This is a genomic window from Sporomusaceae bacterium ACPt (assembly GCA_041428575.1).
GTDB classification, from domain to species: domain Bacteria; phylum Bacillota; class Negativicutes; order Sporomusales; family Sporomusaceae; genus Sporomusa_D; species Sporomusa_D carbonis.
Genome location: CP155570.1, coordinates 705,432 through 722,829, shown reverse-complemented (window position 1 = coordinate 722,829; position 17,398 = coordinate 705,432). Strand labels below are relative to the sequence as shown.

21 protein-coding genes, 1 pseudogene and 3 riboswitches are annotated in these 17,398 nt (G+C 47.2%); of the genes and pseudogenes, 6 read left to right on the top strand and 16 right to left on the bottom strand.

Features of this window, described 5'->3' with window-relative positions:
• The first annotated feature begins 250 nt into the window (after positions 1–250).
• Complete coding sequence (rbr, locus tag SCACP_RS03495) at positions 251–835, top strand: rubrerythrin (RefSeq protein ID WP_425060038.1); 585 nt, start codon at positions 251–253, stop codon at positions 833–835.
• Between the two features lie 132 nt (positions 836–967).
• On the opposite strand, the gene SCACP_RS03490 is transcribed toward rbr, so the two are convergent.
• The 4 genes from SCACP_RS03490 to SCACP_RS03475 all read right to left on the bottom strand — a co-directional run bounded on the left by SCACP_RS03490 (position 968) and on the right by SCACP_RS03475 (position 2,796).
• Positions 968–1,261 (bottom strand): DUF2325 domain-containing protein, encoded by a 294-nt coding sequence (locus SCACP_RS03490; protein WP_425060037.1) that lies wholly within the window; start codon positions 1,259–1,261, stop codon positions 968–970.
• 356 nt (positions 1,262–1,617) lie between these two features.
• Positions 1,618–2,181, bottom strand: a complete 564-nt coding sequence (locus SCACP_RS03485) for a hypothetical protein (protein ID WP_425060036.1) — start codon at positions 2,179–2,181, stop codon at positions 1,618–1,620.
• Between the two features lie 46 nt (positions 2,182–2,227).
• On the bottom strand, positions 2,228–2,449 hold the full coding sequence (locus tag SCACP_RS03480; RefSeq protein WP_425060035.1) for a hypothetical protein: 222 nt from the start codon (positions 2,447–2,449) through the stop codon (positions 2,228–2,230).
• A complete protein-coding gene (locus SCACP_RS03475) occupies positions 2,425–2,796 on the bottom strand; it encodes a hypothetical protein (protein ID WP_425060034.1) in 372 nt (123 codons plus the stop codon). Before SCACP_RS03475 ends, SCACP_RS03480 begins: the two co-directional genes overlap by 25 nt.
• 266 nt (positions 2,797–3,062) lie before the next feature.
• Between SCACP_RS03475 and SCACP_RS03470 the strand changes: the two genes are divergently transcribed.
• Positions 3,063–3,383: an IS110 family transposase gene (locus SCACP_RS03470; RefSeq protein WP_425060033.1), complete on the top strand. Its 321-nt coding sequence runs from the start codon at positions 3,063–3,065 to the stop codon at positions 3,381–3,383.
• Positions 3,384–3,697: 314 nt separating this feature from the next.
• Positions 3,698–3,862, top strand: coding sequence for a hypothetical protein (locus SCACP_RS03465; RefSeq protein WP_425060032.1), 165 nt, complete (start codon positions 3,698–3,700; stop codon positions 3,860–3,862).
• Between the two features lie 60 nt (positions 3,863–3,922).
• On the opposite strand, the gene SCACP_RS03460 is transcribed toward SCACP_RS03465, so the two are convergent.
• Positions 3,923–4,189, bottom strand: coding sequence for an autotransporter outer membrane beta-barrel domain-containing protein (locus SCACP_RS03460; RefSeq protein WP_425061308.1), 267 nt, complete (start codon positions 4,187–4,189; stop codon positions 3,923–3,925).
• A 310-nt stretch (positions 4,190–4,499) separates the two neighbouring features.
• Between SCACP_RS03460 and SCACP_RS03455 the strand changes: the two genes are divergently transcribed.
• The gene (locus SCACP_RS03455; RefSeq protein WP_425060031.1) at positions 4,500–4,742 is read left to right on the top strand and encodes a hypothetical protein; all 243 of its coding nucleotides are present in this window, start codon (positions 4,500–4,502) and stop codon (positions 4,740–4,742) included.
• A 26-nt stretch (positions 4,743–4,768) separates the two neighbouring features.
• A riboswitch (cobalamin riboswitch) is annotated at positions 4,769–4,951 on the bottom strand.
• Here SCACP_RS03455 and SCACP_RS03450 read toward each other — a convergent pair.
• On the bottom strand, positions 4,933–5,217 hold the full coding sequence (locus SCACP_RS03450) for a response regulator transcription factor (RefSeq protein ID WP_425060030.1): 285 nt from the start codon (positions 5,215–5,217) through the stop codon (positions 4,933–4,935). Its footprint overlaps the riboswitch before it by 19 nt.
• 453 nt (positions 5,218–5,670) lie before the next feature.
• Positions 5,671–5,889: a hypothetical protein gene (locus SCACP_RS03445; protein ID WP_425060029.1), complete on the bottom strand. Its 219-nt coding sequence runs from the start codon at positions 5,887–5,889 to the stop codon at positions 5,671–5,673.
• Between the two features lie 144 nt (positions 5,890–6,033).
• Between SCACP_RS03445 and SCACP_RS03440 the strand changes: the two genes are divergently transcribed.
• Positions 6,034–6,321, top strand: coding sequence for a hypothetical protein (locus SCACP_RS03440; RefSeq protein ID WP_425060028.1), 288 nt, complete (start codon positions 6,034–6,036; stop codon positions 6,319–6,321).
• Between the two features lie 29 nt (positions 6,322–6,350).
• A riboswitch (cobalamin riboswitch) is annotated at positions 6,351–6,529 on the bottom strand.
• A gap of 130 nt (positions 6,530–6,659) precedes the next feature.
• Here the strand turns inward: SCACP_RS03440 and SCACP_RS03435 are convergent.
• From SCACP_RS03435 to SCACP_RS03395, 9 genes and pseudogenes are all read right to left on the bottom strand, one after another.
• Positions 6,660–7,508, bottom strand: coding sequence for a sirohydrochlorin cobaltochelatase (locus SCACP_RS03435; protein ID WP_425060027.1), 849 nt, complete (start codon positions 7,506–7,508; stop codon positions 6,660–6,662).
• 44 nt (positions 7,509–7,552) lie between these two features.
• Positions 7,553–8,275 (bottom strand): energy transducer TonB, encoded by a 723-nt coding sequence (locus SCACP_RS03430; RefSeq protein ID WP_425060026.1) that lies wholly within the window; start codon positions 8,273–8,275, stop codon positions 7,553–7,555.
• Positions 8,275–8,685: an ExbD/TolR family protein gene (locus SCACP_RS03425; RefSeq protein WP_425060025.1), complete on the bottom strand. Its 411-nt coding sequence runs from the start codon at positions 8,683–8,685 to the stop codon at positions 8,275–8,277. Before SCACP_RS03425 ends, SCACP_RS03430 begins: the two co-directional genes overlap by 1 nt.
• Positions 8,672–9,307, bottom strand: coding sequence for a MotA/TolQ/ExbB proton channel family protein (locus SCACP_RS03420; RefSeq protein ID WP_425060024.1), 636 nt, complete (start codon positions 9,305–9,307; stop codon positions 8,672–8,674). Before SCACP_RS03420 ends, SCACP_RS03425 begins: the two co-directional genes overlap by 14 nt.
• Before the next feature lie 34 nt (positions 9,308–9,341).
• Entirely contained in the window at positions 9,342–9,551 is a 210-nt protein-coding gene (locus SCACP_RS03415; RefSeq protein ID WP_425060023.1) for a hypothetical protein, read from the bottom strand.
• On the bottom strand, positions 9,548–9,778 hold the full coding sequence (locus SCACP_RS03410; protein WP_425060022.1) for a radical SAM protein: 231 nt from the start codon (positions 9,776–9,778) through the stop codon (positions 9,548–9,550). Before SCACP_RS03410 ends, SCACP_RS03415 begins: the two co-directional genes overlap by 4 nt.
• Before the next feature lie 7 nt (positions 9,779–9,785).
• Positions 9,786–12,998 (bottom strand): annotated as a pseudogene (gene cobN, locus SCACP_RS03405) (cobaltochelatase subunit CobN); the annotation flags it as partial.
• Positions 12,905–13,426: an ABC transporter substrate-binding protein gene (locus SCACP_RS03400; RefSeq protein ID WP_425061307.1), complete on the bottom strand. Its 522-nt coding sequence runs from the start codon at positions 13,424–13,426 to the stop codon at positions 12,905–12,907. The gene SCACP_RS03400 and the pseudogene cobN, both read right to left, overlap by 94 nt.
• Before the next feature lie 212 nt (positions 13,427–13,638).
• Positions 13,639–14,613, bottom strand: a complete 975-nt coding sequence (locus SCACP_RS03395; RefSeq protein WP_425060021.1) for a sugar phosphate isomerase/epimerase family protein — start codon at positions 14,611–14,613, stop codon at positions 13,639–13,641.
• A 685-nt stretch (positions 14,614–15,298) separates the two neighbouring features.
• Between SCACP_RS03395 and SCACP_RS03390 the strand changes: the two genes are divergently transcribed.
• Positions 15,299–16,531, top strand: a complete 1,233-nt coding sequence (locus tag SCACP_RS03390) for an IS110 family transposase (RefSeq protein ID WP_425057924.1) — start codon at positions 15,299–15,301, stop codon at positions 16,529–16,531.
• A gap of 378 nt (positions 16,532–16,909) precedes the next feature.
• Positions 16,910–17,091, bottom strand: a riboswitch (cobalamin riboswitch).
• Between the last annotated feature and the right edge of the window lie 307 nt (positions 17,092–17,398).

The following is a 17,398-nucleotide window of genomic DNA, read 5'->3' as shown; positions in this document are numbered from 1 at the left end:
TGCAATCATGAGATACATTATTAAGCCCTTGCGGGCACCTGTCTCAAAGTATTCTATTGTCGATATCCTGGATATATATGAATATATTTTCCCTAAATGTTAGTACGTTATGAAAAACCTGTCAATAACTATCTTTCAGGATTGAGTAACATATAAAAGATACCATTTAGAGGATTTTCTTCAAAAAAGTAGAATGAATATTAATAGAAACTCTTCTTTAATTAGATCAATTACATAGGAGGAATCCTGAATGAAATCTTTAAAAGGCACAAAAACGGCTGAAAACTTGATGAAAGCATTCGCCGGTGAATCGCAAGCTAGGAACCGCTATACATATTACGCTTCAGTCGCAAAAAAAGAGGGATACGTACAAATCGCCAACTTATTTACCGAAACGGCCGATAACGAGAAAGAACACGCAAAACGTTTTTTTAAGTTTCTTGTTGAAAGTTTAGATGGAGAAATGGTAGAAATTAATGCATCTTACCCAGTTGCCCTGGGCGATACCAAAGCAAATCTTCTTGCTGCGGCACAAGGTGAAAATGAAGAGTGGGCAGAACTCTACCCCCATTTTGCGGATGTAGCAGAAGAAGAAGGATTCCCGGCAATTGCCGTGGTTTTCAGAAAGATAGCTGATGTTGAGAAACACCATGAGGCAAGATATCGGAAGCTGTATAACAATCTGCTCAATGATACAGTTTTCAAAAAATCCAGCACCGTACAATGGAAATGCAACAATTGCGGATACATTCACGAAGGCGAGACCGCTCCTCAAATCTGCCCGGCCTGCGCTCACCCTCAAGGATTTTTTGAAGTATTCGTTGAAACTTATTAATAGTGCAGCAAGTAACCGAAAACACAGGGTGGAAGGGTTTGTGCCTTCCACCCTGTTTAGCATCCATCCCTATAGCTTTCATTGCTAGGACAATCATCAAACAACTTGTTTTTAAAATATGTATCTTGCTTATTAAGCACTAACAAACCCTCCGGCTATTAACCTTTCCTGAACAGAGCTCCAACAGCGTTTTGCAAAAATGGTTTGAATGTCAAGAGACTTTGCCTCTTCTTTAATCATGGAAGCCGTACAATGATTGACGTAGTCGGTAAAGACCAATACGAATGCGGCTTCCCGGGGCAATTTAATGCTGTTTCGATGCTTGGCCTTGCGCCCAGTAACGTGAATCAAATTATTAGCCCCTATTTCCCGAAGTTTTTTTTCAATATTACCCAGATGATCTCCGCCGACAATTACTACTGACACAAGGTATCCCTTCCTTTATATTTAATCAGATAACGATAATCATTCTCAATTATATTATAGGGAAATTTTCCGATTTTGTCAAGTTGCCTGGCTCGATTGATCTAAAATTGTATTTACACCAAATCGGCATTAGTTTTGTATAAACAAAGTCCCTTATAGCTTGCTAAAACTTGACCTTCAAACCAGTACGACACCTGTTCCTTATAGCCTATCTGCCCCGTCCGGCCCGTTTAGACTGGCGATGTTTTACGTGTAAACCAGCTTAATTTAAAATGCACCGAAACAGGCGCTTGTTCCCCTGTTTCCTGCAAAAAAACAGCACCCATACCTGCCGTCAGCAGTCATGGGTGCAAAATTTACTTAGCGCGTTTCAGCAGATTAATTTCAGCTTCCTGCTCAAACAGACGGTTATTTAAAACGTCCAGTTTAGATTCGATGCGAGGTATGGCTTCGGTTTTGTCACCCAAGAGATGAACCATACCGGTAAGCCCTTCAAAGCCATTATCAACTTTGGCTTCCAGACAGCCTACTTTGCTTTCCAGATTGTCTATTTTGGTCTCCAGGCTATTTACCTTGATCTCCAGATTATCTACTTTGGTCTCCAGGCTATTTACCTTGATCTCCAGATTGTCTACTTTGGTCTCCAGGCTATTTACCTTGATCTCCAGATTATCTACTTTGGTCTCCAGATTATCTACTTTGGTCTCCAGGCTATTTACCTTGATCTCCAGATTGTCTACTTTGGTCTCCAGGCTATTTACCTTGATCTCCAGATTGTCTACTTTGGTCTCCAGGCGGTCCATCCGTTGACACAACTCTTCGGTAACGGCGTTATTGTGCCCTACCATATGAATAAGTTGTTCTATCATTTTTTCCAGGTGGTCAAACCTTTCTTGGCTCATGGCGTCACCTCGCGACATAAATCTTCCCCTACGGACAAAAGTTCTGGTCTTTCTATTAACTGTATTATAATCCAGTTTTATAAGACAAACAATATAGATTTTCAGGTGCCAATATACGGAAACCGGTAACGGCACTGTCAACCACCTTTAAGGTTGACGACAGCTGGCCGATAGTCAACAGACTGGCAATACTGTTACTTAGGTTGAGAAATTCCTGAAAATAGTCTTTGGCAACATAGGCCAATAACGCGGCACTGATGGCTACATTGCCGCCGTAATACGGCACAGGTTTGTTAAGGAATAATTGAGTCGCACTCCTTTTCCCAGGTAATTTTCGTTCAGTTCAAACACAAGCGGGCCGGCGATGTAAGGCAATTCCTGCGCGGCCTTGGAGCCGAACTGCAGTTGCACACGGAAAACCACCGGAACATAGGTGCGGAATAATTTACGGTCATCCTTTGAGAACATTTCCGCCAAACGCAGGCGGAAATAATGCTGTCCCTCCTTGAACTCAATCGCCTCAATATCTGATGGGATTGTGGCAAACACATAGTGTTTGGCCTCTTTGGCCAGCAAATTGTTAAACCAGTCGATAATACTCATGGTTATACCCATTCCTTTCGCTTCGCTCAAGGCACAAAACGTGATGAAATCGTTGTGCTTTGAGCGAACTTTTTATTATTCTAAACGCACAGGGATACCAGTTAACTACAAATCACGCGGAGGTGAGTGGGCCACCTATTTGGGTGACCGCATGGTTATATGTGTAGATTGCCTTTCCAAGCACAAATAAGTGTCGCTTCGAGCACGCAGACTTATCTTTGTATAAACAACTCGTTTATCGCCAGGCAATCAGTCAATGCTGTCTATCCCTGTATATTTTAGAAAGGAGTTTCCCTATGGCTTTAAAAATTGTCTATACCATATGCTGCGGAATCGATGTCCACAAAACCTTTGTCGTGGCCTGTATCGCTTCCACTGACAGCAAAGGAGTCACTACCTACAAAAGCCATCGCTTTTCCACCTTTACTAAAGGACTGAAAGAGCTGTCACAATGGATTTGTGAAAATAATTGTAAAGATGTTTGTATGGAATCTACCGGGAAATACTGGATTCCCGTGTTCAATGTTCTTGAAGATTCCTGCAACATCACGCTGGCACATCCGAAATACGTCAAGGCGATCCGCGGCAAAAAGACGGATAAAAAAGATGCCAAATGAATTGCCGATTTATTTAAGCACGATCTTGTCGCTGGTAGCTTTATGCCTCCCCTGCCCATCCGGCAGCTTCGTGACTTGATGCGCTATCGTTTTAAGCTGACGAACTTTTCGTCGAGCGAGAAGAATCGGCTACAAAACAGCTTAACGGTTTCGAATATTCAGTTGGGAAACGTGGTTTCGGATACCTTCGGCATAAGCTCCATGAATATCATTGACAAACTTTTGGACAATCCGCTCAATACTTCTTTTGAAACCGCTATTTACAACTCAAAAAGCGTCGAGGTCACAAACGCGCCATAATTGCCATTGCGCGAATGCTGTTAACGGCCATCTATCACATCTTGAAGAAGAAAGAACCCTATAACGCTGATTTGTATAAAAAATCGGATGTTCTTCCAGTAAACCGTGAAATCACGGTAGAACAAGCGATTTTATTGGCCAAAGCTCAGGGTTACCGTATTATGGCGGCTGCAACGTAACGATTCCAACACATATTTCCCATATTTTTCCATATAGTCATCGTTTTGATGGCTTGTTTGCTATGCCCTTCTACTTGGGTGGAGACAGCTACTAACGATTTCAGACTTGTCCTCCTGCCGCAGTCCGTAGGCGGCGGACAGGCCGCCGCTGCCGCCGAAGCCGTGGTGCACGACGGCTTTGGCGTAGAAGTTGCCCTGTTTAGCGCCGGCGGCAAAGGTTTTGCCGAAGAGAAGACCGAGTTTACCGTCGGCAGTGTTGACGGCCGACTGCCGGACCCGGAGGCCGAGGCTGGTGGTGTGGTCGCCGCCGATCCGGCCAAAGGCCAGGCCGGCCTGGGGCTCGTAATACCAGCCGTTTTTAGCTGCCAGGCGGCGCCGTTGGTTACCGTGAAATTGATGGTGCCGCTGCTGGACGACATGACTGCGCCGTACAGATAGGAGTCGGGCGTATTCAGCGTGAGGTTGATGGTGCCGCCGCTGTTGTCCGGGTTCAAAAACGCATCCGTGTCGGTATAATAGCCGCTAGTACCACCATAGCCGAGCGTGACGTTGCCGGTGATTTGTACGGTGTGGCTGCCGGTCTAGTTGATGTTGATGACCCCGTCGCCGGTACCGCTGTTACCAATAGCGGCGGAAAATGTACCGGTGCGGTCGCCCGTCTGCTGTTAGTCAAAAGGCTGTAACTCGTTATATTGAGGGTTATGGCGCTGTTGTCGCCCAGGCTGACGCTGCCGTCGCCGCCGTTATAAATGCCAATTATCCAACAATAGTAAAAGCTGCCCGGAACCTGCCGGCGGAAGCCATTAAAAAAACTCCCTTGTCGGGAGTTATTACGCCAGGCTGCCGGACATCGTTATGCAAGATCCGTCAGGTTCCGTAATCTCCTCCCTGTCGCTCGCAGGTAACATCGCGATTGTCAGACAGGCAGTTCTCCTGACTCCGGATCTTCGCTTCCCCGCGCCTTCCCAAAGCAGATTGCTTCAGTGGCATGTGTACGAATTTGCTCCCCGTTACAGTGGCGGGACCGTGCCGGCCTTACACCGGTCTTCCCTATTAAGCCCGTAGGGCACCTATCCCTGTTTTCTAAACAGTTCATAATGAGGCGTACCCGCCGTATAGTCGTCGAGATGACAATGTTTACTAATCAGTTCAGTCCGGGAACTTGTCCTCGTTTTAGCAAGCAAGTTTCTTACATGCGATTTTACGGTTTCAAAGCCAATAGAGAGCATTTCGCTGATCTCTTTATTGGTCTTGCCGGCAGCAATTGCCTTGAGAATCTCTTTTTCCCGCGGCGTAAACGTCACTTCACCGGTTGCATCATTTTCAACACTGGACCGATATTCAAAGACTATCATGATAAACCTCTGCCCTTCTGAATAAAACGAAAAACAATTAAAACTGCTCGTAATGCACTGATAGTTTAACATACCGCTATAATTAAGAAAACTCACTTCTTTTGCTCTGATCATAGCCATAAAACGACGACAAATGCCTATAAATTGTTGATATAACCCGGGAGTGATGGTCTCGAGTACTTGTCTTGCCTTTTTATTTACATAAATTTTCTCTAACCGGCAGTTGAAAACACAGATTCCTTGATTTGCTTGTTGAAAAGCCTTCCAGCATTTTGACCTATACATTTTTCACCCTCAGTCTTCGCCGTTAATTACCACCATTACAAAGACAGGCGGTAAGACGTTAGAATGAATAAGTTTATTTATTCATAGAAACAGTCTCTCTTTCCAGAATATCTCAGAGCTGGCATGGCGTAAATGCCTCAAGTGAGGTATTTTGTGGTCACCAACAATTTAGGAATAAGAGTAATTTTCAGCTGTTGAATTTTTACCGGCTTGGTCTTCGATAACTGAGTTTACATAGGCTGCCGCATTATTGGGATCAGCAGCAATGGCGCTCGTATACGTCTTAATAACTTTATTCAGATCGGCCGGTTGCTCTTCGGCGGCAAGGCACACAGCCCCATTCCCAATACTAAGAATAAGAATAAGTAATAACAAATATTTTTTCATCCAATTACACCTCTTTCAACTTTCTATTTCGTACTTGAATTACAGTCTTTTTCAACCACTCACTACCGATGGGAATTCCCCTGGTCTTAATGGTATAATCAAATTGTAAAAAAACAACGCTCTAAAGAAGGAGGTCTTTTTGCCATGGTTGTCATAAAGTCAAAAAACAGCGTTCAAGCGCCGGAACCGGAGCGCTATCTATCCCTCAATGAATTCATCAATGATATGCAGTCCTATGAAGAGATCGTCTTTGAATATAGTGGGAAAAAGTATATCGTCACCTACTATGACGCCCAATTGTCCATAGCTGAATGGAATAAACCGGCTACCAAGCAGACCTTTGCGTCACTGGAAGCCTTTACTGAAAACTTTAGCATCGACGGCAAAGTATTTAAGGATTTTGTTACAAAAATCAATATAATAGTGCGCTAAATGTCGTATACTTTCCCAGAACTGCCAGGCAGCATACTGATTGCCTGGCAGTTCTGCATAATTACTCAAAATTTCTCAAGACTTCCCAAGACTTTCGTCCCAGTGGCATCTCTTGGGTTCACTCCCCATTACAGTGGCGGGACCGCGCCGGCATTACACCGGTCTTCCCTATTAAGCCCCGAAGGGCACCTGTCGTGAATGATTCAGTTATCTATATGAAATCCAATAAAGATTTTTTTCTAGGCGTGTTGTTAGTAACGCTCCACCGCTGGCGCTTGACTTACGCTTATACTAACAACACGCCTGTACATCTTTATTGGATACTATATAAAATCCGGTTATCCGTGTTTTTTGTGTTTATGCGCCCAAGGCTGCTCAATAGCCTCTCGTAAATGCTGTATGTAAATATCCTGAATGGCTGGAATCTCACCCAATCCACGAACATGTACATCTACTTCGAACCCGGCCTTAACCAGTTGTGATTTCGCCGAATCGTCTTCATCACCGGCCATATCATTGTTGGCATGATCACCGGCTACCAGCATAAACGGCATGAGCGCCACTTTCGTTACCGCCATTTGCTTGAGTTTTTCAATAACCGGACCGAGTGCCGGAAACCCCTCAACGGTGTATACAAACACATTCCGCAATCCGGCTTCTTCCAGTTTCAGTTGTAAAGCAGCGTAGGCCGCATTCGCGGGATGCAGCCCGCCATGCCCCATAAACACGACGGCCTCTTGCTTGCCTAATTCCGGTAATTGTGTCATAAGCGCTTTTATGGCAAGCAAATAATCGTCCGGCTTACCCTCTTGTCCTGCATAATACAGCAGGGGACGCCCCAGGGCGATCCGGTCAAACAACTTACTATGTAGATAATGAACAACCAGTCTTTTTACCTTATCATATTCCTCACCGGCCACCACATGCAGCGGCTGAATGTATACTTCCCGGTAGCATTCTTCCCGTAACCGTTCCAATGCTTGTTGTTCGGTGTCAATAATCGCACCGTCCCGCTCAGCCAGCTTTTTAATGACCATACGGGAGGTAAACGCCCGGCGCACTTCGTAGTCCGGAAAGGCTGCCCGGATTTTGTTTTCTGTACTTTCGACGGCTGATTTCAAGGCATCCGGATAAGTAGTACCAAAACTTACAACCAAGATGGCTTTGTTCTTAACGATATGTACCAAAATATTGCCCCCTTACTTTTGATGCCGGCACAACTCACAGCATATCACGACTTTAATTTAAATACCACCGGCATTGTGGTATAGCATATTACAACCTGACCGGATTCACGCTCTTTGGCCGGAATAAAGCGCCATTTACGCACAGCCGCCACGGCCGCGTCATCCAATATGTCATAGCCGCTGGAACCATGGATAATGATTTGCCCCGGACGGCCATTCTCCAGAATCTGAATTTTTAGCACAACCGTCCCTTCTTGGCCGGCTTGTCTTGCTCCTTCCGGGTAATCCGGCTCAACCCGCGATAATATGCCGGGAGGAATGAGCCCGCCGCCCCCCTTGCCTGGTTTAGTGGAAGTACCTGTACCGGTACCTCCACCAGTTCCTGCTCCGCCGGCCGTTCCGGTTGCGCTACCGCCGTACCCGGTATTGCCACCGAAATTATGTGCTACTGCCGGTACGCTGCTGACGTCAGGCACTTCAACCTGCGCAACTTGCTTTTCTTCTGTCGAAGGCACTTCAGGTTCCGGCATAGAAGCGGCTACCGACGGGCTGGCATTCGGGATGACACTTTCGGGCGCCCCAGGTTCCGCAGCCCCGCCGTCATTGTCAAATTCGCTTGCCAGTTCCAATTCAATATATTGTTCCGGAATATCAGGTACGACAAATATCTTGGCTGTCATCCAGCCGACACCAGTAAGCACAATGACATGAAAGAGCAGAGAAATAATAAACGCTCTGCGCCACCGCATTTTAGCCACCAGGTCCATTACTTCGCCTTCCTTTCCGTTGCGATAGCCACCCGTTGCGCACCTGCCAGTTTTAATTCATCCAGCACCGCCACAACTTTTCCGTATTCAGCCTGCTTATCAGAGCGTAATACAAAGACCAGATCACTTTGTTTACTCAGTTCCACCTGGGCCCGCTTTTTTAAGAGCTCTAAGGGAATGTCTTCCTGGTCAAATAAAATGCGTCCGTCCCGGGTCACGGCGACCGCGACGCTGCGCGGCTTTTCCGTCTGCGCAGACGCCGCCTGCGGCAAGTTGACCGGAATGGTCTGCTGGTCGACCATATATAATGTACTCATAATGAAAAACACCAACAGAAAAAAAATGATGTCAATCATAGGAATGATCATGAGCTTGGGTTGGCGCTGCAACCGCAGATTACGCAGTCTCATGTTGTTTCTCCCGCCTTATGTGCCCAATGAGCAAAATGCATATTTGTTCGATGTCAGTAATTATTTTGTCTAAACGGTGATTAAAATAGCTATAGACAACCATCGCCACAGTAGCTACACACAGCCCGGACGCAGTAGCCACCAGCGCCTCCCCCACACCGCCGGTTATGGCTTGCGGCTGACCGGCCTTAATATTCATAACACTGAACGAGCTAATCATGCCAATGACTGTTCCCAGAAGCCCCAGCAGCGGCGCAATGGTAACGATCGTATCCAAATGATTGAGGTTTTCACGGAGTTTGGCCGCTGCCAGCGCTGCTTCTCCTTCCAATACGCTTTCGATGGTAGAGCAGCCACACTGCAAATACTGCAAGCCTTTGCCGGCAACCATGGCGGCAATACCGCCTGTCTGCCGGCAAACCTCCTGAGCGGCTGCCCAGTCACACTGCTCAAGCGCCGGTGTAATCCGCTCAATCAATGTATTCATATCGGTGCCGGTTTTCCGGTAATACAAAAAGCGTTCGACACCAATAGCCGCTACGAACAACGAGCATAGCAAAAGCAGATACATGACCGGCCCGCCTTTGTGAAACACAGCAAAACTCTCCAACAAAAGATCCAATGTTAATTCCTCCAATTGCAGCACTTCCAGACACTTAGTGCAAGTTTTTGACAATATGAATAATATTTTTGTCCGACAATTCTTTAAGGCTGTAGTAAGCAGATCCCAATTTCCTGGCTACAGCCTGCGCCAGACCTAATTTGACAAAATCTGCTTCGGTATCAATAACCACACTGTCAATTCCCGCCGTTCTGATTTTTGCGGTAACCGACCGGTGCCGCCCGGCATCAATTCCTTCTGTCACATGTCCCAGCCAAAAATCCGGATCACATCCTGCATCACATCAAAGGCCAGGAGCGGTTCGCCGCCGCTAAACTGCAGGACAAAAGGCTTTCCGCTGCCTGCCGCCAAATCGACAGCCTTGACAGCAGTCGCTAAACTCATCCTATCCTGAGGATGTTCATGGGCGTAACAATACTTGCAGGCGAAATTACACTGCCCAGTCAGGCTAAGTATCAACATCTTCAACATGGTTCCACTACCCGTCACTACGCTCTTCCAGTTCGCCTTCAATCTCCAGATATATTTTTTGTAATTCTTGCTTGGTTTGTTCATCGGCCTGCCACAGATCACGCTGATCAGCTTCCAGCAGTTTTTCGGCAATGCGCTGCAAGGCCCAGGGATTAACATCGCGCATCCATTCTTGCAGACCCGGATCAAGCGCATATTTTTGCGCCAAACCGTCATACATCCAGTTTTCCATAACCGCACTGGTCGCGTCCCAATCATAGCAATGGGCTACCACCCCGGCCAGGTCGGCTGCCCCTTTATACCCATGCTGTTTCATGCCTTCAATATATTTAGGGTTCATTACTTCACCACGGAACAAGCGTTTAAACTCTTCGTCCAAGCTGCGCAGCGCCACATGCTGCCGGTCAGAACTGTCACCGCAATATGAGCGCGGCGCTTGGCCTTTCAGACTGCGCACCGCGGCAATCATGCCGCCATGGTAGGCATTAAAATCATCCGAACTAAGCATGTGCACTTCCCGGTTGTCTTCGTTTTTGATTGTAACGTCCAGACTGCCCAGCCGGCGGCTGAACAACTCGGGCACAAAAACGCCGCTCACTTTGGCACCGTAGGCGTGGGCGCCCCAACGCACATACACCTTGGCCAAATCATCAACCGTTTCCCAATTCTTTTCTTCCAGTACATGGCCGACCCCGGCGCCATAGCTCCCCGGCGGACAGCCAAACACGCGGTAACACGCCTGCTCCCACGCCGTAAGATTGTCAATCCCCTGTTCAGTCAATTGTTCCGCGTCAGCGAGCACGTGCTTGCGCACATAATTGATTTCCGGGCTTTCGTCCAGATGGGCCACTAAGGAGACGGCCTTATCCATCCATTTAACGGCCATAGGCATGGTGTCGCGGAATAAGCCGCCGACGCGGGCGGTCACATCAATGCGCGGCCGCTTCAGTTCCGCTGCCGGGATGATTTCCAAATCGACAACCCGCTGGCTGCTCCGCTGCCATACAGGGCGCACTCCCAGTAAATACAAGAATTCGGCAATACACTGACCATGACTGCGCATATTGGACCCGCTCCAAAAAATCATGCCAATATTCTCAGGATACCGCCCCTCTTCGGCGATATACCGCTCAATCACACCGTCGCCCAGCGTCTTGCCGATCTCCCAGGCGGCTGGTGAAGGCAATGCGCGCGGGTCAACACCGTAAAAGTTGCGTCCGGTCGGCAAAATGTCGGCCATGCCGCTGGTCGGAGCGCCTGCCGGTCCGGGTTCAACAAACCGGTCTTCCAACGCCGCCAGCAGGTTAGTCATTTCCTGTTCAGTCTTTTCTACATTAGGTACGATATTTTGGCAAATATACCGGGCTACTTGCCTGAGGTCATCCTGCAATTCAGGTTCGGCCGCTCCGGCCCACGGCAATGTTACAATTGCGTCAATCTGATCGGCGTCAAAGTCGTGGTCATAGAGCCAAGCGACAACTTGCCGGCACTTTGTCCGGATATCGTCCGCCAGAACCCCAAAAGTCTTGCTGCCGTCCGGCAGCAGTGTGCCGCTGTGTTCGATGAGTTCATAATAGTCGTACCCGTGGATGGCAGCAATCGTTTGCGGTAGTGACGGTGTTTCGCCGTTTTCCAAACGCGTTAGCGCCAGCAAGTACTCCACCAGTACATCCTCCTGCGGCGGACACCCCAGTACATGCAGTCCTACCCGGATCTGCATGTTTTTAATATCGGTGACATAGCCATGCAGACGCTGGACATAGTCGTCAAAAGATACGAATTCTTGTTCAGAAATATCTTCCTGCAAATGAGCCTCAACCACTTTGGCGCGGATAAGGCCGGCCACAACTTCGGCATTTCCCGGTTGGTTCTGCTTAAAATGACAATACTCGTCCAGAAGTTTTTCAAGTTCAGCCAATTCATCATAACTACCGGCATGACTCATAGGCGGCGGCAAATGGCCGATAAGACAGGCCGCACCGCGCCGCTTGGCCTGAATACCTTCACCGACAATGGTAATTAAATAGGGATATACATTGGGCAAATCGCCAATAGCCAAATCGGGATAGCATTGGCGTGACAGGCCGGTCCCTTTGCCAGGCAGCCATTCCAGCGTTCCATGTGCGCCTACATGCACCACGGCATCCGCTTGCCAGATATCCCGTACCCAATGGTAATAGGCCAGATAATGGTGGGTCGGCGCACAATCCGGAGAATGGTAGAGCTTCCCCGGATCTTCGCTGAACCCCCGCGGCGGCTGCACGGTAATAAAAATATTGCCATTTAGCATCCCGGGAACCAGCAAGTGTCCGTCATAATTAAACACATCACCGGGTGGTAATCCCCAGTCTTTGGTCAGTTGCTCCCGGGTCTCAGGTTCTAATCGGTCAAACCACTGCCGGTACTCAGCCGCGCTCACCTTGCCGGCCGCCTGTTCAATCTGCTCATCGGTCAGAAACCGCCGGTCATTGGTAGCTGTCGCCAGCAGGTCATCCATCAGCGCCCGGCTGTCTGGCGGGACATGGTCTACTTTGTAGCCACGATCAGCCATACGTGCCAGCAGCAGGCGTATGCTGGCAGGCGAGTCCAAGCCCTGGGCGCTGCCGATATTGGAATTGGTGGCCGGATAATTATGAAAGATAATAGCGATTTTTTTCTCACTGTTCTTCTTACGGCGCAGCTTGGCCCACTTCGCAGCTTTAGAAACCACACGGTTTATCCGCTCAGGGATGGGTTTGTACTGTGTGGTCCCGTCCGATGCCTGCTGTTTACCGGCCACCGGTACGGCGTGAATAATACCGTCAAATTCGGGCATAGCTATACTGCATGATATTTCCACCGGGTTCATGCCCTCGATACTGTTCTTCCATTCCTCATAGGGCCGCAGCAGCGCGTACGCCTGAAGGACCGGCACACCAAGCTCGTGCAAAAACTCCTGGTCCACCGGGCGGCCTACCGTGAGGGAGAACTTGAAGGTATTGATCAATACGTCAAGGGCCGGGACACCGGTATCATAAAAATAAGCGCGCACCGCATCGTCCACCCCGGGCGCTTTGAGTTCAGCGTTACGCGCCCAGTGGCTGAACACAGCGATGGCATTCATACTTTGCGCTTCGATTGTTTCAATCAGTGCCGTTTGATATGCCACATCCGACCATACCCACTCGTCCCGGGGAAAGATAATACCCACGGTTGGGCGGTCCGGCCGGCAAAACAGGCGCCGGTATTCTGCAGGGTCGGTAAAAGGCTTGCCGGCCCGGGGATGACCTGCCGCTGGTCGGAAGGTATGTGCTGCACTTGTTCGATGATTTTTGCCAGTTCGGCATCCATACCGGCGACCACCTGCGAACCCTTTTGTTCCTCGCCAACAACCCGGGCAATTTCACAAACTGCCTGTTTAATCTCTTCAATTGTCGTGGGTGCCTTATACACATACACAGCAATGCCGGCATCACGAATGGTTTGAATGAGTTCAGCAGGCTGCCAGTCCGGAATAATCACCAAATCAGGCTGTAGGCCGATGATGCTTTCCGCATTAGCTTTTATCTTCACATTAACAGCCTTGGCCTGCTCGGTGATATTCGAGATACCGCCGTCGTCGGTCAAATAGGTCAACGCGGCAATCCACTCCACCGGCACTAATCCCATGAGAATTTCATCAGTTCCTATCGGCAGCGATACAATACGCTGAGGTTTTTGTATAAATTTCAGCACATACCCGTTACTGTCTTTCACCTCATAACCTGTATATGCTGTTTCCGGCTGCGCCGCTGACTGATTGTTCGGACAGCCGCAGCCGCCCGATAGCAGCAGCATCCAAATAACAATTATGGGCAACAGACCGGTGAGTGAAAGACGTTTCATTTTACCAGTCTCCGGAAATTCAAAGCCTGTTGTTGACAGATAATTTTTTCTTCCCATTCACCCATTGAGTTCTTCATAAACTCATGCACCAGATAATCCGGTTGCACATAATCAAGAATGCGCTGTACTGCCGGCGTGCTGAACGGCAGATGCTCGTCAATCTTGAGCACATGAGTCATGACCTCCGCGAGAGTGTATTGAGGATCACGCCGCACATTATTTTTGCTATATTTTACATACTCTCCCGATAATGAGCAGTGCAAATGAATACCTCTAATATACCGGCTGTAACGGCCTAACTGTGACAATGTTTCCAAAATATAGTCAACGCCCTCCGCTTCTGCACGCAGTTCCGGATTGGTGTTCATCAGATGCCCGGTATCCAGCATGATACCTATGTTGCGGTGTTTCACACCGTCCAGCAATAAAGCCGTCAAGTCTTTGTCCTTGAGAGTCAGTCCCGGCCACCACAGGTTTTCAAACAGCAATGTCATATCATCAGGTATTTCATCAGCCAGCTCATTGACGACCTGAATAGTCGCTTCAATCACTTCGCGGTCAGAAACGCTAAACTGCCAGTTGAATAATTCCGGTGTACGGGCATGGCTGACATGAAATACAGCATATTTTGCTCCAGCCTGCTTAGCTGTACGGATATTGTCCCGGTAGGCATCAAGCCAAGCCTCACGGGTTGTTCCTCCATAACATGCTTTGATGTTTTCCTCACTGCCAAACTGCCGTAACAATTCTTGTTGATCACCACGCCAAAAATCCAGCCACCACGGCCAAAACCTAAGGTGCACGCCGTGAATCCATTCTTGTTTATGAACATGTTTATCCCACGGCGCACAAAACATCATCTCAAACCCGTCCAAATTGTGACGGGTTAAAAAATTCTGCAGGTAGTCAGCTTGATTACAGATAAGATCATTATCTGTTGTATAGTTGGATAAATTTACAAGCTGCAGCATAACATACATCCTCGTATAATAGAATTAGATCCACCGGATAGCGTAATTTCCAGTAAGGAAACACATATTCCGGGGAACCGGTTCCCAATTCTGAAGAAGCTCTTTTTACCCCGAAATATTATCCACATTCAGCCTGTAATGCGCGCGGTTATAGGTTGTGGTTAATTCCTTCTATGGTTAAAGATCGCTTTTTCAGAATGGATTAATAAACTTCAACTGAATAAGAACACTGATTGAAGTCAGCAATTCTTACTTTGGCGTCAATTTGATACGCCCGGGGCACAGGCCCAATTCCAGAGTTGCTACAATTCAACAGTGATTGAAACCGGCCAGCCGGAGTATGTATATGCTCCCTGTCGCTGGCTGGTTTTTTACTGCCTTTTTTACTCATTACCTACCTTGAATCTTGGACTTGCTCATGGGACAATGGGATCGACAGGTACTTTTCGGGAGATTTCTTCTCCTCCTTGCGGATCCACACTGGATACTGCTGTAGAAAGCCGGCTACCCGTGGTCCATCATCGAGTATCTAACCGCTAGTTGCACCAGTCTGGAAACTGGGGGTAGCACCCACACTGTCTGTTTCCTGTACATGAGTTCTGATGACGAGGCTGCTTTAGATGGTTCCCATGGGCACCCAGGTCTGAGAAGTATTTGATTATTTATCCGAAGGGAGGTGTGGATTATGGCTAATCTTATGGTAGGCATTGACGTTAGCCTCCGCTCTCATTCTGTACAGTTCATGAATGATTGTGGGGATGCTTTAGAATCTTTTAGCATTCCTAATAACCTGATAGGCGCTCAAACTCTACTTGAACGTATTCTTCAATCGGCTCAAAAACTTCAATCTGAACTTATTCGTGTAGGCATGGAAGCCACTTCGAATCTTGGTTGGCATTTGGCTCATTTCCTTAAAGCTAACCTCCATCAAACCCAAGGTTCCAAAGCTCAGGTCTTTGTCCTTAATGCTAGAAAAGTGGCTCGTTTTAAGAAAGGCTATGATACTCTTCCTAAGAACGACCGCATTGATGCCTGGGTGATTGCAGATCAACTTCGGTTTGGCCGTCTTCCACATGAGTTGACTTCTACTATTCAATTTGAGGCTCTCCAGCGTTTGACCCGAACCCGCTTTCACCTTATGCAAAATATCGCCCGCGATAAAACCTACTTTCTCAATCAAGTCTTTTTGAAATTTAGTGGGCTTCGCCAAGATAATCCCTTTTCCAATATGTTTGGCTCTACTTGTTTAGCTGTTTTGCAAGAACTTGAACCTGAACAGATTGTCTCTATGTCCATTACAGAGTTAGTAGACTTTTTGAAGGAAAAAGGGAAGAATCGCTTTGACGATCCGGAGCAATTGGCTTCTTTCTTGCAAAAACTTGCCCGCTCGTCTTATCGTCTTGATAAAGCTATGGCTGATCCTGTTAATCTCTCATTATCCGTTATGCTTAGTGTTATTCAGACTATGGAAAAAGAAATTGCCAAACTGGATAAAGAGATTGAAAAAATCATGAAGTCCATTCCCGAAACCTTATCATCTGTGAAAGGGATTGGGCCGGTCTTTGCCGCCGGTATTATCGCCGAAATTAGCGATATCGCTCGCTTTTCTCACCACAATTCTCTTGCTAAGTATGCTGGACTTGTTTGGTCTCAGTACCAATCGGGAGAGTTTGAAAGTGAGGAAACCAAGCGAGTTCGTACAGGCAATAAATATCTGAGGTATTATCTAATACAGGCAGCTAACCTCGTTCGTCGATATGACAGTGAGTATGCTGCTTTTTACGCCGAAAAATATGCCCAAGCATTCAAGCATCATCACAAACGTGCTCTCGTCTTAACTGCCCGAAAACTGGTACGGTTGGTCTTTATGCTACTAAAGACCAAGCAACTGTACACACCGCCTGAGAGGAGAGGTTAGTTTTTTCTTCTAATTGGCAGCCTTTAAAATACCTCATCTTTCTTACATAATTTGGTAGTTAAGGTGAGGTTTATTTGGTATACCCTTTTTTAGGCTAACTTCTAATTTCTCGTTATCTTTTTTCCAATTTTTCAGTTTTTCCATATTGACATTTTACCGCTAGGCTTTACTCTGTTTATATAAACCCCTTGGAGTCCCTAACCGATATTAAGTTGTAAATTTGGAATATTAATGTCTAAAGAAATAAGAAAACCCTCCTTAAGCTAGACAAGGAGGGTTCTACTATTTCAGTAATTCTTCCCAATAAAAATCCCGGCAAAAATCGCCGGGAAGGAAAGATTGCGTAATAATCCCCTCCCCATCGCTCGTAGGTAAAAAACGGTGATTGTCAGTTAGGCAGTTCTCCTGGCTCTGGATCATTGCTCACCCAAGCCTTCCCAAGACTCTTGTCTCAGTGGCATTCATTGGGTTTACTCCCCATTACAGTGGCGGGACCGCGCCGGCATTTAACCGGTCTTCCCTATTAAGCCCATACGGGCACCTAACTCCAAATATTCAATTAATATTAAAAATAGTATATCCTGTATTTGGAAAATTGTCAAGCGCATTTAGATTCTATTGATGGCTGCCAAATCAGTAACAAATAAATTCATTAATAGTTATACAAATAACACTTTCATCCCCGTTTGGGCACAGACTGGGATGAAAATGGATCACAGTCTTTTTTAATTTATCCAAATCCTACATAATAGAATTGAATCAGGAAACGCGGGGCTTTTTGCGATAGCTATGACGTCAAAAATAAAACTGCGGGACCGAGAGTCTGGATAAAAAAAACCTCTAGCGCGGGCCTTGGACGTTACTTTC